This window comes from Pseudoxanthomonas sp. X-1 (assembly GCF_020042665.1).
GTDB classification, from domain to species: Bacteria; Pseudomonadota; Gammaproteobacteria; order Xanthomonadales; family Xanthomonadaceae; genus Pseudoxanthomonas_A; species Pseudoxanthomonas_A spadix_A.
In genome coordinates this window covers 3,131,806-3,156,484 of record NZ_CP083376.1, presented here as the reverse complement: position 1 = coordinate 3,156,484, position 24,679 = coordinate 3,131,806, and the positions used below count along the sequence as shown (strand labels likewise).

The 24,679-nt window shown below is 67.5% G+C and carries 24 protein-coding genes; 21 read left to right on the top strand and 3 right to left on the bottom strand.

Annotated features, from left to right (window positions below; translation table 11 throughout):
• The first annotated feature begins 8 nt into the window (after window positions 1-8).
• Window positions 9-599, top strand: coding sequence for a hypothetical protein (locus LAJ50_RS14085; RefSeq protein WP_138651447.1), 591 nt, complete (start codon window positions 9-11; stop codon window positions 597-599).
• Window positions 600-625: 26 nt separating this feature from the next.
• Here LAJ50_RS14085 and LAJ50_RS14080 read toward each other — a convergent pair whose 3' ends face one another.
• Complete coding sequence (locus tag LAJ50_RS14080) at window positions 626-799, bottom strand: hypothetical protein (RefSeq protein ID WP_165394575.1); 174 nt, start codon at window positions 797-799, stop codon at window positions 626-628.
• 367 nt (window positions 800-1,166) lie between these two features.
• Entirely contained in the window at window positions 1,167-3,248 is a 2,082-nt protein-coding gene (locus LAJ50_RS14075; RefSeq protein ID WP_138651446.1) for a 3-hydroxyacyl-CoA dehydrogenase NAD-binding domain-containing protein, read from the bottom strand.
• Window positions 3,249-3,481: 233 nt separating this feature from the next.
• Between LAJ50_RS14075 and rpoE the strand changes: the two genes are divergently transcribed.
• The 9 genes from rpoE to recO all read left to right on the top strand — a co-directional run bounded on the left by rpoE (window position 3,482) and on the right by recO (window position 12,363).
• The gene (gene rpoE, locus LAJ50_RS14070; RefSeq protein WP_130550332.1) at window positions 3,482-4,099 is read left to right on the top strand and encodes an RNA polymerase sigma factor RpoE; all 618 of its coding nucleotides are present in this window, start codon (window positions 3,482-3,484) and stop codon (window positions 4,097-4,099) included.
• Entirely contained in the window at window positions 4,096-4,935 is an 840-nt protein-coding gene (locus LAJ50_RS14065) for a sigma-E factor negative regulatory protein (RefSeq protein WP_224096328.1), read from the top strand. Before rpoE ends, LAJ50_RS14065 begins: the two co-directional genes overlap by 4 nt.
• 82 nt (window positions 4,936-5,017) lie before the next feature.
• Window positions 5,018-6,559 carry a Do family serine endopeptidase gene (locus LAJ50_RS14060; protein ID WP_130549794.1) on the top strand — a complete coding sequence of 514 codons (1,542 nt, stop codon included), beginning with the start codon at window positions 5,018-5,020 and terminating at the stop codon, window positions 6,557-6,559.
• A 137-nt stretch (window positions 6,560-6,696) separates the two neighbouring features.
• The gene (lepA, locus tag LAJ50_RS14055; protein ID WP_138655413.1) at window positions 6,697-8,490 is read left to right on the top strand and encodes a translation elongation factor 4; all 1,794 of its coding nucleotides are present in this window, start codon (window positions 6,697-6,699) and stop codon (window positions 8,488-8,490) included.
• 109 nt (window positions 8,491-8,599) lie between these two features.
• Entirely contained in the window at window positions 8,600-9,394 is a 795-nt protein-coding gene (lepB, locus tag LAJ50_RS14050; protein ID WP_130549792.1) for a signal peptidase I, read from the top strand.
• Window positions 9,395-9,424: 30 nt separating this feature from the next.
• Window positions 9,425-9,808, top strand: coding sequence for a DUF4845 domain-containing protein (locus LAJ50_RS14045; RefSeq protein ID WP_130549791.1), 384 nt, complete (start codon window positions 9,425-9,427; stop codon window positions 9,806-9,808).
• Complete coding sequence (gene rnc / locus LAJ50_RS14040) at window positions 9,795-10,475, top strand: ribonuclease III (protein WP_130549790.1); 681 nt, start codon at window positions 9,795-9,797, stop codon at window positions 10,473-10,475. Before LAJ50_RS14045 ends, rnc begins: the two co-directional genes overlap by 14 nt.
• A gap of 104 nt (window positions 10,476-10,579) precedes the next feature.
• The gene (era, locus tag LAJ50_RS14035; RefSeq protein ID WP_130549789.1) at window positions 10,580-11,488 is read left to right on the top strand and encodes a GTPase Era; all 909 of its coding nucleotides are present in this window, start codon (window positions 10,580-10,582) and stop codon (window positions 11,486-11,488) included.
• A 128-nt stretch (window positions 11,489-11,616) separates the two neighbouring features.
• Window positions 11,617-12,363 carry a DNA repair protein RecO gene (recO, locus tag LAJ50_RS14030; protein ID WP_224096327.1) on the top strand — a complete coding sequence of 249 codons (747 nt, stop codon included), beginning with the start codon at window positions 11,617-11,619 and terminating at the stop codon, window positions 12,361-12,363.
• A gap of 128 nt (window positions 12,364-12,491) precedes the next feature.
• On the opposite strand, the gene LAJ50_RS14025 is transcribed toward recO, so the two are convergent.
• Complete coding sequence (locus LAJ50_RS14025) at window positions 12,492-13,193, bottom strand: response regulator (protein ID WP_171044685.1); 702 nt, start codon at window positions 13,191-13,193, stop codon at window positions 12,492-12,494.
• Between the two features lie 92 nt (window positions 13,194-13,285).
• Here LAJ50_RS14025 and rlmD point away from each other — a divergent pair, with 92 nt between their 5' ends.
• The 11 genes from rlmD to LAJ50_RS13970 all read left to right on the top strand — a co-directional run bounded on the left by rlmD (window position 13,286) and on the right by LAJ50_RS13970 (window position 24,438).
• Window positions 13,286-14,629: a 23S rRNA (uracil(1939)-C(5))-methyltransferase RlmD gene (gene rlmD / locus LAJ50_RS14020; protein WP_138655212.1), complete on the top strand. Its 1,344-nt coding sequence runs from the start codon at window positions 13,286-13,288 to the stop codon at window positions 14,627-14,629.
• 199 nt (window positions 14,630-14,828) lie between these two features.
• Complete coding sequence (locus LAJ50_RS14015) at window positions 14,829-15,359, top strand: CYTH domain-containing protein (RefSeq protein WP_138655210.1); 531 nt, start codon at window positions 14,829-14,831, stop codon at window positions 15,357-15,359.
• Window positions 15,360-15,473: 114 nt separating this feature from the next.
• The gene (gene nagZ / locus LAJ50_RS14010; protein WP_138655208.1) at window positions 15,474-16,475 is read left to right on the top strand and encodes a beta-N-acetylhexosaminidase; all 1,002 of its coding nucleotides are present in this window, start codon (window positions 15,474-15,476) and stop codon (window positions 16,473-16,475) included.
• Window positions 16,475-17,041 (top strand): hypoxanthine-guanine phosphoribosyltransferase, encoded by a 567-nt coding sequence (locus tag LAJ50_RS14005; RefSeq protein WP_130549783.1) that lies wholly within the window; start codon window positions 16,475-16,477, stop codon window positions 17,039-17,041. Before nagZ ends, LAJ50_RS14005 begins: the two co-directional genes overlap by 1 nt.
• Window positions 17,038-17,784, top strand: coding sequence for an S-methyl-5'-thioinosine phosphorylase (locus LAJ50_RS14000; RefSeq protein WP_138655206.1), 747 nt, complete (start codon window positions 17,038-17,040; stop codon window positions 17,782-17,784). The genes LAJ50_RS14005 and LAJ50_RS14000 overlap by 4 nt, the downstream gene beginning before the upstream one ends.
• Before the next feature lie 92 nt (window positions 17,785-17,876).
• A complete protein-coding gene (locus LAJ50_RS13995; protein WP_130520125.1) occupies window positions 17,877-18,083 on the top strand; it encodes a cold-shock protein in 207 nt (68 codons plus the stop codon).
• Between the two features lie 600 nt (window positions 18,084-18,683).
• Window positions 18,684-19,538, top strand: coding sequence for a pirin family protein (locus LAJ50_RS13990; RefSeq protein WP_138655204.1), 855 nt, complete (start codon window positions 18,684-18,686; stop codon window positions 19,536-19,538).
• A gap of 334 nt (window positions 19,539-19,872) precedes the next feature.
• Window positions 19,873-21,351, top strand: a complete 1,479-nt coding sequence (locus tag LAJ50_RS13985) for a ParB/Srx family N-terminal domain-containing protein (protein ID WP_138655202.1) — start codon at window positions 19,873-19,875, stop codon at window positions 21,349-21,351.
• A 25-nt stretch (window positions 21,352-21,376) separates the two neighbouring features.
• Window positions 21,377-22,282 (top strand): DNA adenine methylase, encoded by a 906-nt coding sequence (locus LAJ50_RS13980; protein ID WP_138655200.1) that lies wholly within the window; start codon window positions 21,377-21,379, stop codon window positions 22,280-22,282.
• A 207-nt stretch (window positions 22,283-22,489) separates the two neighbouring features.
• Window positions 22,490-22,882 (top strand): hypothetical protein, encoded by a 393-nt coding sequence (locus LAJ50_RS13975; RefSeq protein WP_138655198.1) that lies wholly within the window; start codon window positions 22,490-22,492, stop codon window positions 22,880-22,882.
• A gap of 455 nt (window positions 22,883-23,337) precedes the next feature.
• Entirely contained in the window at window positions 23,338-24,438 is a 1,101-nt protein-coding gene (locus tag LAJ50_RS13970; RefSeq protein WP_138655196.1) for an IS1595 family transposase, read from the top strand.
• Window positions 24,439-24,679 lie beyond the last annotated feature (241 nt).

Below are 24,679 nucleotides of genomic sequence, written 5' to 3'. Positions count from 1 at the left end.
TTCGGGGAGTGTGGCTGGCGGTCTGCCTCTGTCTGGCGCTGCCGATGTCGCCGTCGGCGCAGGCGGAGATTCGCCGCATCGAAGTGTGGACGGATCAGGCGCCGGCGGCGCTCTGGAAGCAGGCCCCGCCCTTGCAGCGTCGCTACACGCTGGAGCCCGAGCTTGGCGGCAGCGTGCACACGGTCGAGGTGGAGCAGGGCGAAGATGCGCCGCGCGAGAAGCTCCGGATCCGTTTCCAGTACCAAACGAGTCTGGCGCTCGGTGACGAGGGGCCGCATCTGGATCTGCTGGACTGGAAGCACTGCACGACGGCCTGGCAGTCCATCGCCGACCCGGGTGACGGGCGCTTCGACATTCCACCGCCCACGCCGCAGCAAGCCAGCTGCTTCCCGTCGTTCGGTCAGGCCGAGCTGCTAGCCGCGGTGCGGGCCCATGGCGGCGAAGGGAAGTGGATCACGCTGGCCAAGGCCGTCTCGCATGCCGGACAGGGCGCGTCCTATGTCGCCCCGAGCCTGCTTCGCATGCAGGTGCAGCGCTGGGACGGCGCGGAGTGGGTGGTCGACCTGGAATTCGATGTACCCATCGCGATGGGTTGCTGAGCCAGAGGCTTGTGCTGGCGTAACGCCTACAGCCCCTTGAACAGGTTGCCGATCAGCAGCACGACCAGCCCGGCGCAGACCAGCCAGAACGCGTACGGCACCAGCGCCGGGATGTAGTGCAGCTTGGCCGCCACGCCCAGGCCGCCGAGCAGCAGCGAGAGGAAGAACATGCCGGAGGTCGGTGGGGACAGATTGAACATGGGCGATCGGCTCGCGGTCTTTCGTCAGGGCTGAGGCGCCATGATGCCGCAACGCGCCGCCGGGCGGCAGCGCCGGCAGGTGTGCTCGAGATCGGATGCGGATGAAGTCGGTTCGTGCGCGCCTGCCCGGGCGAGCGCTGACGCCGCGCTCCTCGCGCAGCGTGCTTTGCGCGCGAAACCGGCCGCGAACCTTCTATCGTCGTTCCGCGAAGGCGGGAGCCCAACGGCTGTCCCGCTGATCCAGAGGCGCTGGAAGGTCAGACATGCGTCCGCCAGCACGCACTTCCTGCATCCTCCGGAGTGACGAGTTTGTAAGCCGCGGTTACCCGACAGCGTGTCGCCAAGTCACGTACCGCCGTAGCGCGACTTACGCCACCGGCTCGCGCAGCACCGGGTTGTCCCAGCCCGGGCGCGGGGCGAAGCGGTCGCCATGGCGCGCCTGCAGGGCGCGAAGGCGTTCCAGCAGCGCGTCGGCGCCGGCGGCGCGGATGTGCTGGATCGGGCCGCCGCGGAACGGGGCGAAGCCCGTGCCGAAGATCACGCCGGCATCGAGCAGGTCGGCATCGGCCACCACGCCATCGTGCAGGCAGGCCACCGCCTCGTTGAGCAGCGGCAGGATCAGGCGGTCCTCGAGGTCGGCCGGGGCCTGGTAGTCCTTGGGCACCTCCGGTTTGACCGCGCGTCCGTTCTCCCACTTGTACAGGCCCTGGCCGTCCTTCTTGCCGCGCTTGTCCGGCTCGACCGTGGCCAGCGCCGCCGGCACCTGCAGGCCGAGGAAGGGCGAAAGCTCCTTGCCCACGTCGGCGGCCACGTCCAGCCCGACGGTATCGATCAGTTCGATCGGGCCCATCGGCATGCCGAACTTCACCGCCGCCTTGTCGATCACCGGGCCGGGAATGCCTTCGGCGTAGGCGTTGGCCGCCTCGAGCATGTACGGGAACAGCACGCGGTTGACCAGGAAGCCGGGCGTGCCGGCCACCGGCACCGGGAACTTGTCCAGCGCCTTGCAGAATGCGGCCAGGCGCTGCACGGTCTCCGGTGCGATGCTGTCGTGCTGCACGATCTCCACCAGCGGCATCATCGCCACCGGGTTGAAGTAATGCAGGCCACCGAACTGCGCCGGCTTGTCGATGTGCTCGCGCAGTTCGACCAGCGGGATCGAGGAGGTATTGGTGGTCAGCAGCGCGTCGGGCTTGAGATTGGGTTCCAGGGTCTCGTACAGCGCGCGCTTGGCTTCCGGGTTCTCGATGATCGCCTCGATCACCAGGTCGGCGCTGGCCACGCCGGCGCCGGCCAGGTCGGCCTTCAGGCGCGCGGCCACGGCCGGACGCCTGGCCGGGTCCTTGACCTTCTTCTCGAACAGCGCCTGGGCGCGGGTCATGGCCGGGTCGATGAAGCGCTGCTCGCGGTCCTGCAGGGTGACCTCGAAGCCTTTATAGGCCGACCAGGCGGCGATATCGCCGCCCATCACGCCGGCGCCCACCACATGCACATGCTTGATGCCCGGCAGCGGCATGCCGCCGCCATCCTTGCCCCCCAACCCCTTGAGGCGCTCGGTGAGGAAGAAGATGCGGATCAGGTTGCGCGCGGTCGGCGTGCCGGCCAGCTTGACCACCGCGCGGCGCTCGGCGTCCAGGCGCGCGCCGATGCCCTGGCCGCCGCTGCGCTCCCACACGTTGATCAGTGCGTAGGGCGCCGGGTACTGGTCCTTGCGCGCCTTGCGCGCGACCTGCTTGGCCATCTGCGGCGCCAGCAGCTTGCGCGCCGGCCAGGTGTTGGTGGCCCACGCGGTGGCGCGCTGCTTGAACGGGCGCACGGTGCCCTTGAGCGCCAGCGACACGGCCGTGTCGATCAGCACCGCCTTGTCCACGACCTTGTCGACCAGGCCCAGGCCGCGCGCGGCGCTGGCCGAGACGGTGCGGCCGGTGAGCATCAGGTCCATCGCCGCCGGCGCGCCGATCAGGCGCGGCAGGCGCGCACTGCCGCCCCAGCCGGGGAAGATGCCGAGCTTGGTCTCGGGCAGGCCTATGCGGGTGGAGGCATCGTTGGACGCCACCCGATAGCGGCAGGCCAGCGAGATCTCGGTGCCGCCGCCCATGCAGAAGCCATGGATGGCCGCCACGGTCGGGCAGGGCAGCTCGGACAGCTTCTGGAACACCATCTGGCCACGCCGGATCGCGTCGTTGACCGTGCCGCGGCGGTCGAACTCCTGGAACTCCTTCAGATCGGCGCCGGCGATGAAGCCGCTGGCCTTGGCCGAGGCCACCACCACGCCCTTGGGCGGGTCGATGGCCAGGCGTTCGACAATGTCGCCCAGCTCGATCAGCACGTCCTGCGAGAAGGCGTTGACCGAGGCGTCCTGACGGTCCAGCCACAGGACGACCACGCCTTCCGGACGGTGCTCCGTGCGCCAGTGACTGAATCGAAGCCCATCGAAGCTGGCTGCCATGAGCGGGACCATCCGTTGCAGTATGGGAAGACCGTTATGATCGGGAGCTTGTCTGGGTCGCGTCAAATCCCCACGTTCGAGGCTCCACCGCCGACAGGCCTGCCACGCGCGATGCGTTATTTTTCCGCTCCGACCCCCTTGCAGCAGGACTGCCATGCCGCCGGTGAACTTTTCTGCGTCGCCGCGGTCACAGGATCCGGCTCATGACGGCGCCCACTTCCGTGCGGCCCGGCATGCGCGACGCTGATCCACCCATCGAGCTGGATCTCGAGCTGGTCAAGCGCGTCCAGCGCGGAGACAGCGCCGCCTTCGATCTGCTGGTGCGCAAGTATCAGCATCGGATCCTGGCGCTGATCGGTCGCTACGTGCACGACTGGAGCGAGTGCCAGGACGTGGCGCAGGAAACCTTCATACGCGCCTATCGCGCGCTGGGGAATTTCCGTGGTGACGCGCAGTTCTATACGTGGCTGCACAGGATCGCCGTGAACACCGCCAAGAACCATCTGGTCGCCCACAACCGACGCCCGCCCACCGACGACGTGGACGCCGCCGACGCCGAGCAGTACGACGCCGGCGCGCGGCTGCGCGACACCGACACGCCCGAGCGTGAGCTGATGCGCCAGCAGCTGGAGCAGTCGGTGATGCGCGCGGTCGATGCCTTGCCCGAGGAACTGCGCACGGCCATCACCCTGCGCGAGGTCGAGGGCCTGAGCTACGAGGAGATCGCCACGAAGATGGGCTGTCCGATCGGCACGGTGCGCTCGCGCATCTTCCGCGCCCGCGACGCCATCGATGCCGAGCTGCGGCCGCTGCTGGACACCGGCAGCGCCACCCGGGAGCAGAAACGATGATCGACGACAAGTTCCAGCAGCATTACCGGCAGCAGATGTCCGCGCTGATGGACGGCGCGCTGGCCCCCGACCAGGCGCGCTTCCTGATGAAGCGCATGGCCGACGACGAGACCCTGGCCGCCACCTGGGAACGCTGGCAGCTGTGCGGCGACGTGCTGCGCGGTCAGGCCCAGGCGCCGGCGCCGCAGGGCTTCGCCGACCGCGTGGCCGCGGCCATCGCGGCGCAGCCGGTGCAGCCGGCGGCCAACCAGGCCCCGGCCCGCGGTGGACGGGTCCTGCGCTGGGGCGGCGGTGCGATCGCCGCGGCCGTGGCGCTGGTGGCGGTGTTCATGGCCGGGCAGCAGAGTGGCCGGCCCGCGGCCTCGTCCGAAACCCCGGCGCTGGCCAGCGCCAGCGCGCCCGCCGCTTCGCCCGCCCAGGGCGGCGCGACGCCCGCCGGCACGCCGGCCGATGCCGGTTCGGCGCTGGCCGCCTCGTCCGCGCTGGCCGTGGCCAGCCTGCCGGGCCGGGCCGAGGACAGCCGCCGGGGCAGCGCCACGCGCAACCAGCAGGCCGCGCGCGCGACCGCGGCGATCACCCGGCAGGCCCTGGCCGCGGTCAACGCACCGGCGCCGGCCGCGGCTGCCGCGATCCCGCAGGATCCGTTCGCCGGCAGCCACCTGGGCCAGCCCGCGGCACGGCCGTGGCCGCGCTCCAGCCTGTCCCAGCTGCGCGGCAACGGCGCCTACGCGACCGGCTACGCGACCGGCGATCAGGCGTCGTACTACCCGTTCCAGCCGCGCGTGCCCGTGAGCGAGCCGGCGTCGCCGGCCCAGCCGGCACCGGCGCAGCCGTGATCCCGGCGGCCTCCGGCGCCTGGGGTGCCGGACGGCCGCCACACCTCCCACTTCTTCTTCCGACGCAAAAGGCGAGCAGTCGATGAATCCACGTATCCGCATGGGCCTGATCGGCCTGGTTTCCCTCACCGTCCCGCTGTCCGCCTGCGCGCAGCAGGGCGGCGGCAGCGGCGCCGCCGCGGTGGCGCCCACCATCGCCCAGAGCAGCGCGCCGCAGATCGTCACCGGCCTGCCGGACTTCACCAAGCTGGTCGAGCAGGTCGCCCCGGGCGTGGTCAATGTCGATGCCAGCATCGGCGGCGACGACAGCAGCGCCGACGAGGAACTCACCCAGGACGATGACGACGACCAGGGCATGGACCAGTCGCAGATCCCGGAGATCTTCCGCCAGATCTTCGGGCCCGGCATGCAGATCCCGGGGCCCGGTCGCGGCGGCGGTGGCCGTCCGCGCGGCGAATCGATGGGCTCGGGCTTCATCATCTCGCCCGACGGCTACATCCTGACCAACAACCACGTGGTCGACGGTTCCAAGAACGTCAAGGTCAAGCTCTCCGACGGCCGCGAGTTCAAGGCCAAGGTCGTCGGCGCCGACCAGGGCTACGACGTGGCGCTGCTGAAGATCGACGCCACCGGCCTGCCGTCGCTGCGCATGGGCGAGTCCAACAACCTCAAGCCGGGCCAGTGGGTGGTCGCGCTGGGCTCCCCGTTCGGCCTGGATCACTCGGTCACCGCCGGCGTGGTCAGCGCCACCGGGCGCACCCAGGCGGGCATGGGCGGCAGCAACTACGTGCGCTTCATCCAGACCGACGTGGCGATCAACCCGGGCAACTCCGGCGGACCGCTGCTCAACACCTCCGGCGAGGTGGTCGGCATCAACTCGCAGATCTTCTCCCAGTCCGGCGGCTACATGGGCATCAGCTTCGCGATCCCGATCGACCTGGCCGTCAGCGCCGCCGACCAGCTGAAGAAGACCGGCAAGGTCAGCCGCGCGATGCTGGGCGTGAGCATGAACCAGCGCATCAGCGAGGCGATGGCCAAGACGCTCAAGCTGCCCGACACCAACGGCGTGCTGGTGACCCAGGTGACCCCGGGCAGCGGCGCGGCCAAGGCCGGCCTCAAGCCGATGGACGTGATCACCGAGTTCAACGGCGCCAGGATCACCGACTACTCCGATCTGCCCTCGCGCGTGGCGCCGCTGCCGCCGGGCACCAAGGTCACCCTGACGGTCATCCGCGACGGTTCGCCGCGCAAGGTCGACGTCACCCTGACCGAGCTGGACCCGAAGCTGGCCATGGGCGGCCGCGGCGGCCCCGGCGCCCAGGACGAGGAGGGTGGCAGCCGTGCGTCCCCGGCCCTGACGGCGAAGGAGCTGGGCTTCTCGGTGCAGGCCGACGGCCGCGGCAAGGTCGTGATCGTGGGCGTCAGCCCGACGGTCAGCCAGGACACCGGCCTGGAGCCCGGTTGGGCCATCGTCCAGGCCAACCGCCGCGACATCGGCAGCTTGGAGGACTTCAACAAGGCCACCGCCGGCCTGAAGAAGGGCGATGTGCTGATGCTGCTGGTCGAAGGCGGCCGCAGCGGCGTGCGCCAGTTCGTCGCGGTCACCGTCGGCGGCGCGCGCTGAGCGCGCCCCGGTCCTGGCGCCGGGCGATCCCGGTGCCGGGGCCGGACGGCGGGGCGGCGGCGGCCATGCGATAATCCCCGTTTGCCCTTCGACGGCCCCCGCCCGCCGCCCCCATGCCGCCTGAATCGCCCGCTTCGATGCGGAACATCCGCAATTTCTCGATCATCGCCCACGTCGACCACGGCAAGTCCACCCTGGCCGACCGCATCATCCAGCTGTGCGGTGGTCTGCAGGCCCGTGAGATGGAGGCCCAGGTGCTCGACTCGAACCCGATCGAGCGCGAGCGCGGCATCACGATCAAGGCCCAGTCCGTCTCGCTGCCATACAAGGCGCAGGACGGCCAGACCTACCAGCTGAACTTCATCGACACCCCTGGCCACGTGGACTTCTCCTACGAGGTCAGCCGCTCGCTGGCCGCCTGCGAGGGCGCGCTGCTGGTGGTCGATGCCGCCCAGGGCGTGGAAGCGCAGTCGGTGGCCAACTGCTACACCGCCGTCGAGCAGGGCCTGGAAGTGGTGCCGGTGCTCAACAAGATCGACCTGCCCACCGCCGATATCGAGAAGGCCAAGGCCGAGATCGAGGCGGTGATCGGCATCGACGCCACCGACGCGGTCGCGGTCAGCGCCAAGACCGGCCTGAACGTGGAGCAGGTGCTGGAGGCCATCGTCCACCGCATCCCGCCGCCGCAGCCGCGCGACACCGACAAGCTGCAGGCGCTGATCATCGACTCGTGGTTCGACAACTACCTGGGCGTGGTCTCGCTGGTGCGCGTGATGCAGGGCGAGATCGGCCCGAAGTCCAAGATCCTGGTGATGTCCACCGGCCGCACCCACGAGGTGGACAAGGTCGGCGTGTTCACGCCTAAGCGCAAGGAGCTGCCCAGGCTGGGTGCCGGCGAGGTGGGCTGGATCACCGCCTCGATCAAGGACGTGCACGGCGCGCCGGTCGGCGACACGCTGACCCTGGCCGCGGACCCCGCGCCCAAGCCGCTGCCGGGCTTCCAGGAGATGCAGCCGCGCGTGTTCGCCGGCCTGTTCCCGACCAATGCCGAGGACTATCCGGCCCTGCGCGAGGCGCTGGAGAAGCTGCGCCTGAACGATGCGGCCCTGCGCTTCGAACCGGAAAGCTCCGAGGCGATGGGCTTCGGCTTCCGCTGCGGCTTCCTGGGCATGCTGCACATGGAGATCGTGCAGGAGCGCCTGGAGCGCGAGTACGACCTGGACCTGATCAGCACCGCGCCGACGGTGGTCTATGAGGTGCTCAGGACCGACGGCAGCATCATCTCGCTGGACAACCCGGCCAAGCTGCCGCAGTCCAACCTGATCGAGGAGGTGCGCGAGCCGATCATCCGCGCCAACATCCTCACGCCGGAAGCCTATATCGGCAACATCATCAAGCTGTGCGAGGAAAAGCGCGGCGTGCAGATCGGCATCCAGTACCTAGCCAGCCAGGTGCAGATCAGCTACGAACTGCCGATGGCCGAGGTGGTGCTGGACTTCTTCGACAAGCTCAAGTCGGTCTCGCGCGGCTATGCCTCGCTGGACTATTCGTTCCTGCGCTTCCAGGCCGGCCCGTTCGTGCGCCTGGACACGCTGATCAACGGCGACAAGGTCGATGCGCTGAGCCTGATCGTGCACCGCAGCCAGGCCGATCGCCGCGGCCGCGAGCTGTGCGAGAAGATGAAGGAACTGATCCCGCGGCAGATGTTCGACGTGGCCATCCAGGCCGCCGTCGGCGCGCAGATCATCGCCCGTTCCACGGTCAAGGCCATGCGCAAGAACGTGCTGGCCAAGTGCTATGGTGGCGACATCACGCGCAAGAAGAAGCTTCTGGAAAAGCAGAAGGAAGGCAAGAAGCGCATGAAGCAGGTCGGCCGCGTGGAGATCCCGCAGGAGGCCTTCCTGGCCGTGCTGCAGGTGGACAGCAAGTAAGAGGCAGGCCGGCGCGGGCGCCGGCTGCAGGCGGGGCGGGTCGCATGGCCCGCCCTAGTTTTGTGCAAGTACGCGCGGTGCCCGCCGCATCGCGCGATAAGGACAAGCGATGGTCTGGTTCGAAACAATCCTGGTCGTGCTCACCCTGCTGACCGGCTTCATCTGGCTGCTGGACAAGCTGTTCCTGGCCAAGCGCCGCGCCGCCAAGGCCGGCCTGCTGGACGAAGAGCCGGTGCTGGTGGATTACTCCAAGGCGTTCTTCCCGGTGCTGGCGATCGTGCTGATCCTGCGCAGCTTCGTGGCCGAGCCGTTCAAGATCCCGTCGGCCTCGATGATGCCCAACCTGCTGATCGGCGACTTCATCCTGGTCAACAAGTTCTCCTACGGCCTGCGCCTGCCGATCACCAACACCAAGTTCCTGCCGCTGGGCGAGCCCAAGCGCGGCGACGTGGTCGTGTTCAAGCCGCCGATGGATCCGGAGAACAACTGGGTCAAGCGCATCGTCGGCCTGCCGGGCGACACCATCACCTTCTCCGGCAACACGTTGGCGATCAACGGCGTGCCGGTGCAGTACAAGCCGCTGGGCACTTACACCGGCCGCGGCCTGCCGCCGGGCAGCGACCGGGTGACCCTGCTGCAGGAAGACCTGCCGGGCAAGACCCACACCCTCTACGAAGACCTGGGTCACTACGTGGGCGAGGGCACCTGGACGGTGCCGGCGGGTCACTATTTCGTGATGGGCGACAATCGTGATAATAGCGAGGACAGCCGCCTGTGGCCGGACACGCACTTCCTGCCCGAAGCCAACCTGCGCGGCAAGGCGTTCGTGATCTGGCTCAACTGCGAGGGCTGGTTCTGCAAGAACGGGTTCGATCCCTCCCGCATCGGGACCCGGATCGAGTGACGCGGTTCCACAGGGGATGAGGGGAAGGACATGAAGCGCAACCAGAGCGGCATGACGCTGATCGGTTTTGTGATCACGCTGGCGGTGGTCGGATTCGCCGCCTACATCGGCATGAAGCTGTTCCCGATGTACCAGGAGTTCTACTCGGTCAAGGCCGCGGCCAAGGGCCTGGCCGAACAGTCCGGCTCGGCCGACATGGATCCGGCGCGGCTGCAGGACCTGTTCTTCCGCCGCCTGGACATCAACTACTCCGAGAACGTCAAGCCGGAGAACGTGAAGTTCAAGCGCATCAGCAACGGCTGGAACCTGCACGTGCAGTACGAAGTGCGCCGGCCGATGGTCGGCAACCTGGACGTCGTCGGCAAGTTCGAGACCTCGCAGGACATCGTGCGGAGCGGTGGTGGCGAAGGCTGAGCCTTCGGCTGGCGGTGCGGGCATCGGCCATGTCTTCGCCGATGCGCAGTTGCTGGCCCAGGCGCTGACCCATCGCAGCGCCGGCGCGGTCCACAACGAACGGCTGGAGTTCCTCGGCGACAGCATCGTCAACCTGCTGATCGCCGAAGCGCTGTTCCAGCGCTGGCCCAAGGCCGACGAGGGCGCGCTGACCCGCGCGCGCGCCGAGCTGGTGCGCGAGGGCTCGCTGGCGACCCTGGCGCGCGAACTGGACCTGGGCGCGCGCCTGACCCTGGGCCCGGGCGAGCTGAAGTCCGGCGGCCATCGCCGCGATTCGATCCTGGCCGACGCGCTGGAGGCGGTCGTGGCCGCGATCTACCTGGATGCCGGCTTCGAGGCCTGCCGCGCCTGCGTGCTGCCCTGGTTCGAATCGGCCCTGGCCGCGCTGCCGGTCGGCAAGCCGGAGAAGGACCCCAAGACCCGGCTGCAGGAATGGCTGCAGGGCCGGCAGAAGGCGCTGCCCAGCTACGAGCTGGTCTCCGAGAGCGGCGAGGAGCACGCGCGCCATTTCCAGGTGCGCTGCGTGCTGACCGACCCCGCGCTGTCGGCCGAGGGCGAGGGCGGCTCGCGCCGCGCCGCCGAACAGGCCGCCGCCGCCGCCGTGATCGCCCAGCTGCCGCGCAAGTAATCGCCCGCGCCGGCCCGCGGTTCGGTCCCGCGCTCTGTTGGCCGACCGCCCCGTTCGCCACCTCCGTACACATCGCCCCCGTCCACACGTCCTAAGCTGTCCCCATGAACGAGTCCAAGCCCCACCGTAGCGGCAGCGTTGCGGTCATCGGCCGTCCCAACGTCGGCAAGTCCACCCTGACCAACGCGCTGGTCGGCGCCAAGGTATCGATCACCTCCAGCCGGCCGCAGACCACGCGCCACCGCCTGCTGGGCATCGCGACCTTTCCGGAAGGGCAGATCGTGCTGGTCGATACGCCCGGCCTGCACAAGCAGCAGGGCAAGTACTCGGCCTCGGCCATGAGCCGGGTCATGAACCGCGCCGCGCGCGGCGCGCTCGAGGGGGTCGATGCCGGCCTGCTGGTGATCGAGGCCGGGCGCTGGGACGAGACCGACACGCTGGCCTACAACGTGCTCAGCGACACCAAGATCCCGGTCGTGCTGGTGATCAACAAGGTCGACCGGCTCAAGGACAAGTCCGAGCTGCTGCCGTTCCTGGCGCAGGTGAGCGAGGGCCGCAGCTTCGCCGCGGTGCACCCGATCTCGGCATTGAAGAAGAGTGGCCTGGACGCGCTGGTGCGCGACATCCTGGCGCAGCTGCCCGAAGCGCCGCCGATGTACGGCGAGGACGAGATCACCGACCGCAGCGAGCGCTTCCTGGCCGGCGAACTGGTGCGCGAGCAGTTGATGCGCCAGCTCGGCGCCGAACTGCCGTACGCCACCACGACCGAGATCGAGCACTTCACCGTGGACGGCAACATGCTGCGCATCGGCGCGGTGATCTGGGTCGAGCGCGAGAGCCAGAAGGCCATCGTCATCGGCAAGGGCGGCGCGCGCCTGAAGGACATCGGCAGCAAGGCGCGCCAGCAGATGGAGCACCTGTTCGACCGCAAGGTGTTCCTGGAGACCTGGGTCCGCGTGCGCGAGGGCTGGTCGGACGACGAGACCGCGCTGAAGGCGTTCGGGTACGAGTAGGGGAGCGGGCGAAGCGAAGTGAGCAGCGAGAAGCCGCCTGGGCGCACAACCCGTCGCGCGACTGCAGGCGCCCTGGGTGTCGCTGGCTTTTGCTCATCGCCGACGTCGCTCCGCGCGCGTCTGCCCCCATGCAGCTGATCGCCGAGCCGGTCTTCGTCCTCCACGCCCGGCCCTGGCGCGAGACCAGCCTGCTGGTCGAGGTGCTGACCGCCGGCCACGGGCGGCTGGGCGTGGTGGCGCGCGGCGTGCAGGGTCCGAAGAAGCAGGTGCTGCGCGCGGCGCTGCAGCCGCTGCAGCACATACGGCTCGAAGCGCAGCTGCGCGGCGAGCTGGGGCGGCTGACCGGTGCCGAGGCGCTGGATGCCGCGCCGCGCCTGCAGGGCGATGCGATGCTCGCCGCGTTCTACGTCAATGAGCTGGTGCTGCGCCTGGCCCCGCGCCAGGACCCGCTGCCGGACCTGTATCTGGCCTATGCGCGGGTGCGCGCGCGCCTGGCCCACGACGAACCGCTGGGGTGGTCGCTGCGCCGGTTCGAGCGCGACCTGCTCGAGGCGATCGGCTTCGGCCTGGTGTTCGATCACGACGGCGACGGCGCGCCGGTCGACCCGGCCGCGCGCTACCGCCTGGACCCCGAGCACGGCCCGCGCCGCCTGCTGAGCGAGCGCAGCGGCGAGCGCGCCGCGGCCCCCAGCGGCCGCGCGCTGCTGGCGCTGGCCTCCGACGTCCAGCCCGAGGCGGCCGACCTGGCCGACCTGCGCCGGGCGATGCGCCAGCTGCTGGCCCACCACCTGGGCGCCCGTGGCCTGAAGTCCTGGGACATGCTGGCTGCGCTGCCGCGCCGGGCGACGCCCACCGCCGGCGAAGGCGCCCCCTGATTCGCTCGGTGGGAGCCGCCATGGCGGCGAGGCGCCTTACCGGGAAAGCCTCATCGCCGCCATGGCGGCTCCCACCGAGCAACTCCCACCGAGAAGCTTCCAGAAGGGCAGCTTCGGCGCCGCGGCGCTCAGGCGCGCGTCTGTTGCCAGGCGGCGTGGAATTCGGCCTGGGCGGCGCGGTCGGGGAGGCTGGCGTCCAGGGTCTTGGCAGCGGCGTGCAGGCGCGCGGCGCCGACGAAGCCGCTGCTGGCGCGCAGGCGGTGCAGCTGCTGGTGGGCGCCGGGCAGGTCGTCGGCGGCCAGGGCGGCCTCGATCGCGGCGGCCTGGGCGTCGAGCTCCTGCAGGAACAGCCCGCGCAGGGTCCGCAGATGCTCGACGTTGCCGCCCAGCACCGCCAGCGCCGCCGCGTCGTCCCACACCGGCACCTCGTCGCTGCAGGTGCGGATGGTCGCGGTCTCCGGCGGCGTGCGCGCGTGCAGCGCGTCGCGCGCCGCCTCGCGCAGGGAGGCCGCGCCGACTGGCTTGACCACCACCGCGGCGAAGCCCGAGGCGCACAGCGCGGCGTGCAGGCTGGGCGAGGGGTCGGCGGTATGTGCCAGCGCCGGCAGCGCCGGCTGCCGCGCGCGCAGGCGCGCCAGTAGGGCATCGCCGCGGCCGTCGGGCAGGTTGGCGTCGACCAGGCACAGGTCGAAGCGGCCCTCGGCCCGCAGCGCCTCGGCCTGGCTGCGCGCGATGGACACCGTGGCCGGCAGCGTTTCGAGCGCGGCGCGCATGAACTCGCCGGTGGTGGGATCGTCCTCGACCAGCAGGATATGGGGGGTGGGGGCCATGCGGGCTCCTTTCGCGGCGGCGGGCCGCGCCGGGCGTCGGCCCCGGCGCATCTGCGACAATACGCGATTCCCCGCACGCAGCTCATCGCCACGTGGCCCGTTCCCCGCGCATCGACAAGACCCCCTTCGAACTGGACATCCACGACCTCAGCCACGACGGTCGCGGCGTGGCCCGCCGCCCCCCGGCCGTGCCCGGCGAGTCGGGCAAGGCCGTGTTCGTCACCGGCGCGCTGCCGGGTGAGCGCGTGCGGGTGGAGCAGACCGCGCGCAGCAAGCACTTCGACGAGGCGCGCACGCTCGAGGTGCTCCAGGCCTCGCCCGACCGCGTCACGCCGCGCTGCCCGCATTTCGGCACCTGCGGCGGCTGCGTGCTGCAGCACCTGGAAGAGACCAAGCAGATCGCCTACAAGCAGCACACACTGCTGGAGAACCTGACGCGCATCGGCCATGTCGCGCCGGCCAGCGTGCTGCCGGTGCTGCATGAAGGCAGCTGGGGCTACCGGCGCAAGGGCCGCTTCTCGGTGCGGCGCGTGGAAAAGAAGGACAAGACCCTGGTGGGCTTCCGCGAGCAGGACCCGCGCTTCGTCGCGGACCTGCGCGAGTGCCATACGCTGATCCCGCAGATCGGCTTCAGAATCGAAGCGCTGGCGCAGTGCATCGACCGCCTGGCCGGGCGCGCGGACATCCCGCAGATCGAGTTCATCGCCGGCGATGCGGCCATCGCCCTGGTCGTGCGCCACCTGGCGCCGCTGGTGCAGGACGACCTGGACATCCTGACCGCCTTCGCCCAGGAGCAGGACTTCGCCATCTTCCTGCAGCCGGGCGGCAACCACACCGTGCATCCGCTGTGGCCGGCGCAGGTGCCGCTGTCCTTCCGGCTGGCGCCGTGGGACATCGAGCTGGCGTTCCGGCCGCTGGATTTCATCCAGGTCAACGGCAAGCTCAACGAGAAGATGATCGCGCATGCCTTCGCGCTGCTGGATCCGCAGCCGGGCGAGCGCGTGCTGGACCTGTTCTGCGGGCTGGGCAACTTCACCCTGCCGCTGGCGCGGCTGGTGGGCGAGGTGGTCGGTGTGGAGGGCGAGGCCGGGCTGGTGGCGCGCGCGCAGGAGAATGCGCAGCGCAATGGCCTGTCCAACGCGCAGTTCTTCGCCGCCGACCTGACCACCGACCAGCGCGACGCCCCGTGGATGCGCGCGGGCTTCGACAAGCTGCTGCTGGACCCGCCGCGCTCGGGCGCGATCGACGTGCTGCGGCAGCTGCCGCTGCAACAGTTCTCGCGCATCGTCTATGTCAGCTGCCATCCCGGCTCGCTGGCGCGCGATGCGGGCTATCTGGTCAACGAATGCGGCTTCAGGCTGGTCTCTGCTGGCGCAATGGACATGTTTCCGCAGACCGCGCACGTGGAGTCGATCGCGCTGTTCGAGCGGGAGTGACTCCGCTCCCTCCGTATCGCGCAGCGAAGGGGAGCTCGAAATCGCGGCTAGCGATTGCGGGGGGAGGCGGTGCTCTTCGCGGCCAAGCACGAGCAAGAGCAAAAGCGACCCCACCCCAACCCTCCCCTTTGCGCTGCGCGCAAAAGGGAGGGGGCAAGAGTAGACGCACCTCCTTGTCCCCCCACACACAGGCAACGCCATGGGCATCGAAATCGAACGCAAGTTCCTGCTGGCTAACGAGGGGTGGCGCGCGGCGGCGCATCGCGCCATTCCGATGGCGCAGGGCTATCTCAACGACCTGTCGGTGGTGTCCGGCGGCGCGCAGCTGGCCTCGGTGCGGGTGCGCCTGGAGGGCGATGCGGCCGCGCTGAACATCAAGTCGCGCCAGCTCGGGCATACCCGCCAGGAGTTCGAGTATCCGATCCCCGTCGCCGACGCCCAGGCGCTGCTGCGGCTGTGCGTGGGCGGGCGCGTGGAGAAGACCCGGCACCTGGTGCAGGTGGGTGCGCACCTGTGGGAGATCGACGCGTTCGCCGGCGACAACGCCGGGCTGGTGGTGGCCGAGATCGAGCTGGCCCACGCCGACGAGCCGTTCGAACGTCCCGCCTGGCTCGGCGCGGAGGTCACCGACCAGCCGCGCTACTACAACCTGGCCCTGGCCGACCGGCCCTACGCGCAATGGAGCGCGGCCGAGCGCGCCGGCGAGGCCGCCGCGGCCCCCGCGGGCTGAACCCCTGCGCGCCCCGAAGCCCCGTGTCGCGGGCCTCGGGACGCCAGCGGACCGGTGCTTCTGCGACAATCTTTCGATCCCGCGCGACCGCGCGGCCCACGGAGTCTCGACCCAATGCTCGTGATCGGCCTGGCCGGCACCGAACTGGCCCCCCGGGAACGCGACTGGCTGCAGCACGATGCGGTGGCCGGGGTGATCCTGTTCGCGCGCAACTTCGCCTCGCGCGAGCAGGTCACGGCGCTGAGCGCGTCGATCCGGCAGGCGGCCCCGCGTCCGCTGCTGGTGTGCGTGGACCAGGAAGGCGGGCGCGTGCAGCGTTTCCGCGACGGCTACGCCGCGCTGCCGCCGCTGGCCAGCTTCGGCGCGCAGTACGCGACCGATCCGGCCGGCGCGCTGGAAGCGGCGCGTGAGCACGCCTGGCTGATGGCCAGCCAGGTGCGCGCCAGCGGCGTGGACCTGAGCTTCGCCCCGGTGGTCGACCTGGGCCGCGGCAACCGCGCCATCGGCGACCGCGCCTTCGCCGCCGACCCGCAGGTGGTAGCCGCGCTCACCCGCGCCTACGTGGCCGGCATGCACGCGGCCGACATGGCGGCCACGCTCAAGCATTTCCCCGGCCACGGCACCGTGCTGGAGGACACCCACGTCGATGTGGCCACCGATCCGCGCCCGCTGGACGAGCTGCAGGCGCAGGACCTGGTGCCCTTCGCCGCCGGCATCGACGCCGGGGCCGACGCGGTGATGATGGCGCATGTGGTGTATCCGGCGGTGGCGCCGGAGCCGGCCGGCTATTCGCCGCGCTGGGTGCGCCTGCTGCGCGAGGACCTGGGCTTCCGCGGCGTGGTGTTCTCCGACGACATCTCCATGGCCGCCGCGCATGCCGCCGGCGGCGTCGCCAGGCGCGTGGCGCTGCACCTGGACGCCGGTTGCGACGTAGTGCTGGCCTGCCATCCCGAGGTCGTCGACGAGGCGCTGCGCGCCGTCGAGGGCCGTTCTCTCAACACCGCCGCGCTGATCGGGCTGATCGGCCGCGGCCCGCGCGCGTGGGAAGGCCTGCTGGCCGACACGCGCCACCAGACCGCGCTCGCGCGCCTGTCCTCCTCCAAGGGAACCGCCTGATGTCCAACACCGCTCCGACCATCCGCCAGGCCCTGGCCAACGCCGACCTGCTGGTGGATCGCCCGACCATCGATGCCGCCATCGCCAGGATGGCCGACGCCATCGCGCGCGACTACGCCGGCGAGGTGCCGGTGTTCCTGACCATCATGCACGGCGGCCTGCCGTTCGCCGGCCAGCTCTCGCTGGAACTGGGCCTGCGCGGCCTGGACCTGCAGTACGACTACCTGCACGCCACGCGCTACCGCGGCGAGACCGAGGGTGGCGAACTGGTCTGGAAGCATCGCCCGGCCACCGCGCTGTATGGCCGCCGCGTGCTGCTGGTGGACGACATCCTCGACGAAGGCCTGACCCTGCTGGCGGTGCGCCAGTGGTGCCTGGAGCAGGGTGCCACCGACGTGCGCATCGCCGCGCTTACCGTCAAGCGCCACGACCGCGCGCTGGCCGAGGTCAAGGCCGATTACGTCGGCGTCGAAGTGCCGGACCGCTACGTGTTCGGCTTCGGCATGGACGTGCACGAGCACCTGCGCAACCTGCCGGCCATCTACGCGATGAAGGAGGGCGCGTGAGCCAGCGCATCGACCTGGCCGTCATCGGCGGCACCGGCGTGTACCAGCTGGCCACGCTGGACGACGTGGAAACCCGCCACGTCGACACGCCCTACGGCGCGCCCTCCGGTCCGGTCCGCGTGGGCACGGTGCTGGGCCGGCGCGTGGCCTTCCTGGCGCGTCATGGCGAGGGCCATTCGCTGCCGCCGCACAAGGTCAACTACCGCGCGAATCTGGCCGCGCTCAAGCAGCTGGGCGCCATGCGCGTGCTGGCGCTCAACACCGTCGGTGGCATCACCGAGCGCTTCGGCCCGCGCGTGCTGGCCTGCCCGGACCAGCTCATCGACTACACCTGGGGCCGCATCTCCACGCTGTGCGAGGAGGGCGGCCAGGTGCTGCACGTGGACTTCGGCGATCCCTATACGCCAATGTTGCGCCACAAGGTGCTGGCCGCGGCGCGGGTGACGGGGGTCAAGGTGGTCGACGGCGGCTGCTACGGCGCCACCCAGGGCCCGCGCCTGGAAACCAAGGCGGAAATCGCGCGCATGAAGCGCGACGGCTGCGACCTGGTCGGCATGACCGGCATGCCCGAAGCCGGGCTGGCGCGCGAGCTGGGCCTGGACTACGCCTGCCTGGCGATCGTGGCCAACTGGGCCGCCGGCTGCGGCACCGGCGAGGAGATCACCATGGCCGAGGTGCTGGCCAACGTGGAGGCGGCGTCCTCGGGCATGGCCGAGCTGGTGGGCGAACTGGCGCGCGGGTGATTGTCAAGCTCCGCGCGTCTTTGCATACTCGGACACGCGCGGCTACCTGGCAGCGCAACACCACCGATCCAAATCTGGGGATACAGAGAGCTATGCCGTACGGTACCGTCAAGTGGTTCAACGATGCGAAGGGCTTCGGATTCATCGCGCCGGAAGATGGCAGCGCCGATGTCTTCGCGCATCACACCGCGATCAACGCCAAAGGCTTCCGCACCTTGCAGGAAGGCCAGCGCGTGAGCTACGAGGTGACGCAGGGCCCCAAGGGCGCGCAGGCGTCCAACATCACCCCGGCCACCTGAAGAAGCCGAACTCGCACCGTTTTCTTGAACCCCGCTTCGGCGGGGTTTTTTATGGCCCTGCTCCTGATCAAGGAACCTCGGTGTGTCTGTGAGTTTGTTGACTTCGGAGGGGCAGCGGTCCGGCGGGCGGTGGCCGCTTTTCCCTCAATCAGGGCATCCTGCCCTGATTCGGGCCTCGGCGTCCTGCCTCGCTCGTCGCGGCCACCGCCCGCCGGACCGCTGCCGCGCGCATCACGTCCGGAGACGTTGGGCCGAAAGTCAAAAGAAGTCTCGATCGATCCGTCGCAGAGCCTCGACCCGGCCGGGGCCTGGCGGAGAGCGAGCCACGGATGGCCCGCGGCGGCGAGTCTGCCAGGATGGCGGACCGAGCCGAGGAGCCCAGGCCCGGCCGGGTCGAGGCTGGTCGGCGAAGTCCGCTCGCCGAGCCAGCGTTCGTATCTTCGACTTGCCCGCTTCTCCGCGCGTCGCAAAGAACTCCTTCAGGCAGGCTCCAGCACCGGCCGTCGTCAGCCGCAATGGATCGTTGCGCGGCGTGGCGGTACTGTCGGCCGCGCGGCGTCGCCATCATCTGGCCAGACGCAAGCCTTCTGGAGTAATGCCATGAACGACACCGCCCATGCGGCCCGCATCGTCCGTACCGTGCGCGGCATGCCCGCGTCCGACGGCGCCGGGGTCAAGCTGACCCGCGTGATCGGCACGCCCGAACTGCCGGACCTGGATCCGTTCCTGATGCTGGACGAGTTCGGCACCGACAAGGCCGAGGACTACCTGGCCGGCTTCCCCGAGCACCCGCACCGCGGCTTCGAGACGGTGACCTACATGCTCGACGGGCGCATGCGCCACCGCGACAACCATGGCAACGAAGGCCTGCTCACCCCGGGCAGCGTGCAGTGGATGACCGCCGGGCGCGGCCTGGTGCATTCGGAGATGCCCGAGCAGGAATCCGGCCGCATGCGCGGCTTCCAGCTGTGGGTCAACCTGCCGGCCAAGGACAAGATGACCGCGCCCAGGTACCAGGAGTTCGCCCCCGAGCGCATCCCGGTGGCCACCCCGTCGGCCGGCGTGGAGGTCAAGGTGATCGCCGGTGCGGTCGGCGAAGTGACCGGGCCGATCGTGCAGCCGGCGACCGACCCGCTGTACCTGGACATCGCGCTCGCGCCCGGCGCGCGCTGGACCTACGCCCTGCCCGCAGGCCACAACGCCTTCGCCTATGCCTACGAAGGCGAGGTCACGGTGGGCGAGGGCGACGGCGCACGCGAACTGCCCAGCCGCACGCTGGCGGTGCTCGGCGGCGGGGAGTCGCTGGTCCTGCAGGCCGGCGCGCAGGGCGCGCGCGTGATCCTGGTCGCCGGCCGCCCGCTGCGCGAGCCGGTGGTGCGCCACGGCCCGTTCGTCATGAACACCCGCCAGGAGCTGATGCAGGCCTTCGTCGATTTCCAGGAGGGCCGCTTCTAGAGCGGGCCACTCGGAAAGCCGCCTGCGCGGCTGTCCCAACGCGCCCTGATGGCGCAAACGCCCCTAGTCTGTGGGATTGGCGATCGCAATTAGCCGCGCTGTCCAAACGCTTAAGGTCGACGCCCCTCCACCAGCAACATCCGAGTGCCCACCGGTCTTGCCAGGCTCCGAGCAAGGCTGGATTGCCCAAGCGCGCTTTTCTCCGCCGAGGTCGCCATGCTGCCCGCCATCGAACGGCGCTGAGCCGCTTTCCCAGCGTCTTTAGCGGTGACTCCCATCGGTTAACCTGTGGGGGCCTGCAGCGCGGGCACATACTGACGGACCAGGGGCCCATATGCAGAGCTTGACTGTTGACCTCGCAACACTGGACCTAGATCTTCGGAACCCGAGGATCGATCCAGCGCAACATCAGACCCAAGCCATTTCGGAAATTCTGCAGTCCGAGCGAATCGGCGAGCGCATTGGCGAAAAGGTGTATGTCTTAGCCAAGAGTATCTGCGAACTCGCCAGCATAGATCCTAGCGAGCGGCTAATTGTGATCGCTAACCCGCAGGCTCCAGGGCGCTACATCGTGCTGGATGGTAATAGGCGAGTAACAGCTCTCAAGCTACTTACCGAGCCCACTCTGCTTGATCGTGATGATATAGGCATGCCGGCTTCATTAAATCGTCGGATGCATGCGCTCCGAAACGAGTATGCGATCGACGAAATTTCAACAAGAATTGACGTCGCTCTTGCTGATTCACGAGAGGAAGCTCGCCCGTTCATCCGCCTAAAGCACACGGGCGCGCTGGAGGGGGCTGGCCGAAGCGCTTGGTCGCCGATGCAACAAGCCAGGTTCGAGGACACTGGAACGTTTAAGCTGCTAACACGCCTTCGTGTTGATGGGCTGCTCAACTCGCAAACTTTAGGCCAACTCGATTCCAGTGAATTTTCAATCTCGACTTTCGAGCGTGCTGCCGGAAGCACGGAGTTCACCACTAGGTTCGGCGGTCGCATAGCTACGGATGCGTATGACGAGGGCATCAACCCATCGCGCGCGCTCTTTGGCTGGGCTAGGATCGCAAACGATACCGCCTCTGGCGAAATTACCTCACGCACCATCCAGTTAACCGAAGATGTCGCTCGGTATTTGGAGCCCATCTACAGGGCATTTGAAGGCACCACTGAGGCAGACGCCGTTGACGACGATCCCGATTCGATCAATGACGAGCCGAACACAGCCGCTTCGCCTGCATCACCCGGAGGCACGCCTACCCCCAATATAATGCCGAGGCCCCAACCGCCGCCGCCGACGGGGACGCCGTTGCCGGGGGGAACTGCAGTACCCCGCCCGCGGGCGCCAAGAGTTCGTCACTATCTAATTGATCGTCGAAGCCCACTTCCGGTCAACCAACAGAAGTGCCGACGAATCCATGACGAGTTGATGGGGAAGGTTAAGGTCTCCGAGGCACCGTATGCATGTGCGTTTTTGGTGCGCTCGCTCCTAGAATTGACAGCACATACTTACCTGAGTCGATTTGAGCTTCGCATTACCGGAAATTTCACGAACAACATCAGCTCTATGGCGCAGGACCTGATGTCGCAGCCTCGCATTAGTGACGAGCCTGCAGATAGAGTTGCGATCGGTCGCGCACTCTTGAAAGACGCGGGTGTATACGAAGGATTGAGTGACGCGACTCACAATGTCTACGTCAGCCTATCGCCAGACCATGTTAGAGCGACTTGGGACTCCATCGAACCGGCGCTACGACTGGCTTGGCGTCGAGTCAGTCGAGGCGGTGGCCAACACCCCGAGGCTCCTGCACAATAGGTGCATACTTCCACGAACTGGCACGATGCCTAACGTCACCCCTCTCCGCTATCCGGGCGGAAAAGCCAAGTTATACAAGTACTTCCAGCGCCTAATCGCGCAGAACAACTTGTATGACTGTACATATGTTGAGCCGTTCTGCGGCGGAGCGGGGCTGGCCATTGAGCTGCTGCGAGCAGGCGTTGTATCGGCGATACACCTCAATGATCTAGACCGCGCAGTGTTCGCTTTCTGGCGAGAAGCTGTAGATCATACGGACCGACTGTGCGCACGAATTGAGGAAACTCCGTGCTCAATGGAGACTTGGTATGACTGCAAAGCCATTTACAGGTCTTCTGATGTTTCGAGCCTGCATGACTTGGGATTCGCCACTTTCTTCCTAAATAGAACGAACCGATCTGGCATCCTCAAAGGCGGGGTGATCGGCGGTAAAGAGCAAACGGGCAAGTGGTCTTTAGATGCCCGAATGAACAAGGTCGACTTGATTGGGCGTATCGAACGCATTGGAAAATTGCGGAGTCGGATCGCGGTCACCAATTTAGATGCATGTGACCTGGTCTCTTCCTATTGCGATCGTGCGACTGAAAGTTCTTTGATGTACCTAGACCCACCATATGTAGATAAAGGTCCTGGACTGTATCTAAATGCTTACGAAGAGGACGATCATCGCCGGCTCGCCCGCTTGGTTGCGAAGCTTCCTTGCCATTGGATAGTGTCTTACGACGCACACGACCTTATTCGCGAAATCTACAAGCCGTTCCGCTCGACCGATCTGGCACTTCACTATAGCGCGCAAGAGCACGCGCGCGTCGGGAATGAATTGGTTTTCTTCAGTGACAAGCTTACGCCTCCAGACATGGATGGGGTGAGATCGCGCTGTCGGCGTCCCTGGGCTGTCGAAGAATTTGGTTCAAAGTTTGCAACTGCTTGAACGTAAGATCTGTAGACCGTCGGTGGCACCTCTCGGCTCGGAAGGTCCAGTGCTTGACGCGGCTTTATACGATCATCTTGGAGGCGAGTCCCGTCGCATGGGGTCTCGAAAAGACCCCATGAAAAGCTAGAGACTATTGAATCAGCTGTCGTCGGCGTGATCCCGAGCGTCACGTCCGTCTAAAATCCCTTATCGATGGCCGCGGGCATGACCACTGAGCTTCCTGCTACGGACCTGGAGCGGTTGCAGGAAGAAATCTTATCCAAATCGGCTGATGCAGCGCTTCCTAGCCAACTCTCGGACTTCTGGCTTAACTCAATTGCGCGTGATCTTGAGGTCTTAGACTGCGAACTTGGGTCCCGCGATCCGGCCGTTCTTCATGCGCTTACAGGGCCGCTAGCCTTGATCGTCCACATCTTGGTGGGTAAGAGCAATTCGATGACCGCAACGGTCTCACAGGATGATCTAGTTCGGTTCTTCCACGATTACAGAATGGAGATTGCCTTGGAGCAGGTGTCCCGTTCGACACGAACCCAGATGAGCCCTGCGACGCTCGAAACGATTTTCACAAATCGGGACGTAGAAGTGCGAGACCACTGATCTAAGCTCGTGTACGTGCAATGCACATACAATGCACACATTTTGCACATACAAATCAATAACTTAGCTTCCATTTCCTTCCGCGGACTGAGACACTCGGGCGGCGTCGGACCGTACATTCCGGACGCGACCACTGTCGTCTCTTGCTTGCCTCCGGCCAATGCCTGCAGACGCGCCCCACCTCTCGACGCGACGAAGGACTACGCCTATCGATCAGCCCAAACCTGAGTGACCGCAATTTCATCTGGGCAGAAAGCACAAAGCCCAGCTCCCCTGGCAGGGATCTGGGCTTCTTGTGGCAAGCAGCTGAAGACTGTTTTGCCATAGTGCACCCCTCCTTTGACCAAAGTCAACATGCCCTGCGGGCGTGAGCAGGAGGGGCTTGTCCCGGTCTTTTGATTTCCGTTCTCGCGGAGGGCCCCGGCCGTCCCGTGAACGGCTCTCGGACACCAACTATGAGCCAACACTACCTACGAAGCGCCGCTTATCGCGATCTCACGCTCGGCGCGATCTACGCGATGTCAGATAATGAGGTCCACCAAATGTATGTCCTCGCCCGATGGGATTCGCTAACCCATCAAGGCTGTCCTGCTTGCGGGGCGTGGGACGTCCATTACTGGCGCGCGCGGCGGAAGCAATGGCGATGCAAGGCCTGCAGGACCGATTTCACAGTTACCTCGCGTACCGCGTTCGCCAACCACAAGAAGTCGCTCAAGCACATCCTGGCGGCACTCTTCCACTACGTAACTTCGCCCAAAGGGCTTGCAGGACTGCAGCTCAGTCGCTCAGGGGACTACTCCCCCAAGGCCGCGCACGTCACCTTGGGCAAGCTGCGCGAGGCCTTGCTTCGGACGCAGGACGAAACGCCGCTGAAGGGCATTGTCGAGATCGACGGCGGCTATTTCGGAGGCAAACCTCGCAAGCCCAATCATCGAGGACGCCGAAACGACAGGATGATTGCGGCTAGGTTGACGGGGCGCCCCATGCCAGGCCGGAAGCCATGGCATGCCGCAGGCATGACCCAGCAGAATTGGGATAAGCGAAGGAACAAGCGGGTGGTCATGGTGCTCAGGCAACAAGGACCGCACCGCAGGGGCGCGACACGAACCATTACGGCGGTCGCCTTGTCAGAAAACGAAGCGGACGTGCGGGAACTCGTTGATCGGTATGTCGATCCAGACGCCATTATCTGGACCGACGAGAATCCCGCCTATACGCCCCTCGGCATGACGCACGACCACGAACCAGTCAATCACGGCCGAATGTTTGTCAGGTCTGATGGAGTGAATGAAAATCAGGCGGAATCCTTCTTTACTCGACAGCGGCGTCACGAGTTGGGCGTCGCCCATCGGATGACGCCCACCTACCTGGCCGACAAGGCCAACGAGATGGCATGGCGTGAAGACAGTCGGCGTATCCCGCTCAGCATGCTCCTAAAGGACATTCTCCGCCGGGCCATGACGTCGGGCTTTTCTTGGTGGTGGCGCGGGTACTACCAGGGTCACCACCGAGGGTCGGAAATCCTATTGAACAGGTGGCGGGACCTGCGCCGTTAGGCTGGTTTTGGGGTTTAGCGCCCAATAGGCTTCCAGATGGAGTTTTGGCTCTGGCCGCCGGCGAATCTTGCCGGCGTATGCCAAGGCTCTCAGCCTCCTACGCACGACCAGTCGGGCATGGGCGTAGGTCTCGGAGCAAACTGAGAGCCCCTGTCTTTGTGCGACAAAAACCAAGACCTCAGTCGTGGAGCACCATCGGCCTTCAGCTTTTCGTAGGCACGCATAGATCCCCCGTGTCACT

What these genes read in the sequence shown, in the direction of transcription:
- LAJ50_RS14080 (WP_165394575.1), bottom strand. Translation starts at nt 799, where the DNA reads ATGTTCAATCTGTCCCCACCGACCTCCGGCATGTTCTTCCTCTCGCTG.
- LAJ50_RS14075 (WP_138651446.1), bottom strand. Translation starts at nt 3,248, where the DNA reads ATGGCAGCCAGCTTCGATGGGCTTCGATTCAGTCACTGGCGCACGGAG.
- rpoE (WP_130550332.1), top strand. Translation starts at nt 3,482, where the DNA reads ATGCGCGACGCTGATCCACCCATCGAGCTGGATCTCGAGCTGGTCAAG.
- LAJ50_RS14065 (WP_224096328.1), top strand. Translation starts at nt 4,096, where the DNA reads ATGATCGACGACAAGTTCCAGCAGCATTACCGGCAGCAGATGTCCGCG.
- LAJ50_RS14060 (WP_130549794.1), top strand. Translation starts at nt 5,018, where the DNA reads ATGAATCCACGTATCCGCATGGGCCTGATCGGCCTGGTTTCCCTCACC.
- lepA (WP_138655413.1), top strand. Translation starts at nt 6,697, where the DNA reads ATGCGGAACATCCGCAATTTCTCGATCATCGCCCACGTCGACCACGGC.
- lepB (WP_130549792.1), top strand. Translation starts at nt 8,600, where the DNA reads ATGGTCTGGTTCGAAACAATCCTGGTCGTGCTCACCCTGCTGACCGGC.
- LAJ50_RS14045 (WP_130549791.1), top strand. Translation starts at nt 9,425, where the DNA reads ATGAAGCGCAACCAGAGCGGCATGACGCTGATCGGTTTTGTGATCACG.
- era (WP_130549789.1), top strand. Translation starts at nt 10,580, where the DNA reads ATGAACGAGTCCAAGCCCCACCGTAGCGGCAGCGTTGCGGTCATCGGC.
- recO (WP_224096327.1), top strand. Translation starts at nt 11,617, where the DNA reads ATGCAGCTGATCGCCGAGCCGGTCTTCGTCCTCCACGCCCGGCCCTGG.
- LAJ50_RS14025 (WP_171044685.1), bottom strand. Translation starts at nt 13,193, where the DNA reads ATGGCCCCCACCCCCCATATCCTGCTGGTCGAGGACGATCCCACCACC.
- LAJ50_RS14015 (WP_138655210.1), top strand. Translation starts at nt 14,829, where the DNA reads ATGGGCATCGAAATCGAACGCAAGTTCCTGCTGGCTAACGAGGGGTGG.
- nagZ (WP_138655208.1), top strand. Translation starts at nt 15,474, where the DNA reads ATGCTCGTGATCGGCCTGGCCGGCACCGAACTGGCCCCCCGGGAACGC.
- LAJ50_RS14005 (WP_130549783.1), top strand. Translation starts at nt 16,475, where the DNA reads ATGTCCAACACCGCTCCGACCATCCGCCAGGCCCTGGCCAACGCCGAC.
- LAJ50_RS13995 (WP_130520125.1), top strand. Translation starts at nt 17,877, where the DNA reads ATGCCGTACGGTACCGTCAAGTGGTTCAACGATGCGAAGGGCTTCGGA.
- LAJ50_RS13990 (WP_138655204.1), top strand. Translation starts at nt 18,684, where the DNA reads ATGAACGACACCGCCCATGCGGCCCGCATCGTCCGTACCGTGCGCGGC.
- LAJ50_RS13985 (WP_138655202.1), top strand. Translation starts at nt 19,873, where the DNA reads ATGCAGAGCTTGACTGTTGACCTCGCAACACTGGACCTAGATCTTCGG.
- LAJ50_RS13980 (WP_138655200.1), top strand. Translation starts at nt 21,377, where the DNA reads ATGCCTAACGTCACCCCTCTCCGCTATCCGGGCGGAAAAGCCAAGTTA.
- LAJ50_RS13975 (WP_138655198.1), top strand. Translation starts at nt 22,490, where the DNA reads ATGACCACTGAGCTTCCTGCTACGGACCTGGAGCGGTTGCAGGAAGAA.
- LAJ50_RS13970 (WP_138655196.1), top strand. Translation starts at nt 23,338, where the DNA reads ATGAGCCAACACTACCTACGAAGCGCCGCTTATCGCGATCTCACGCTC.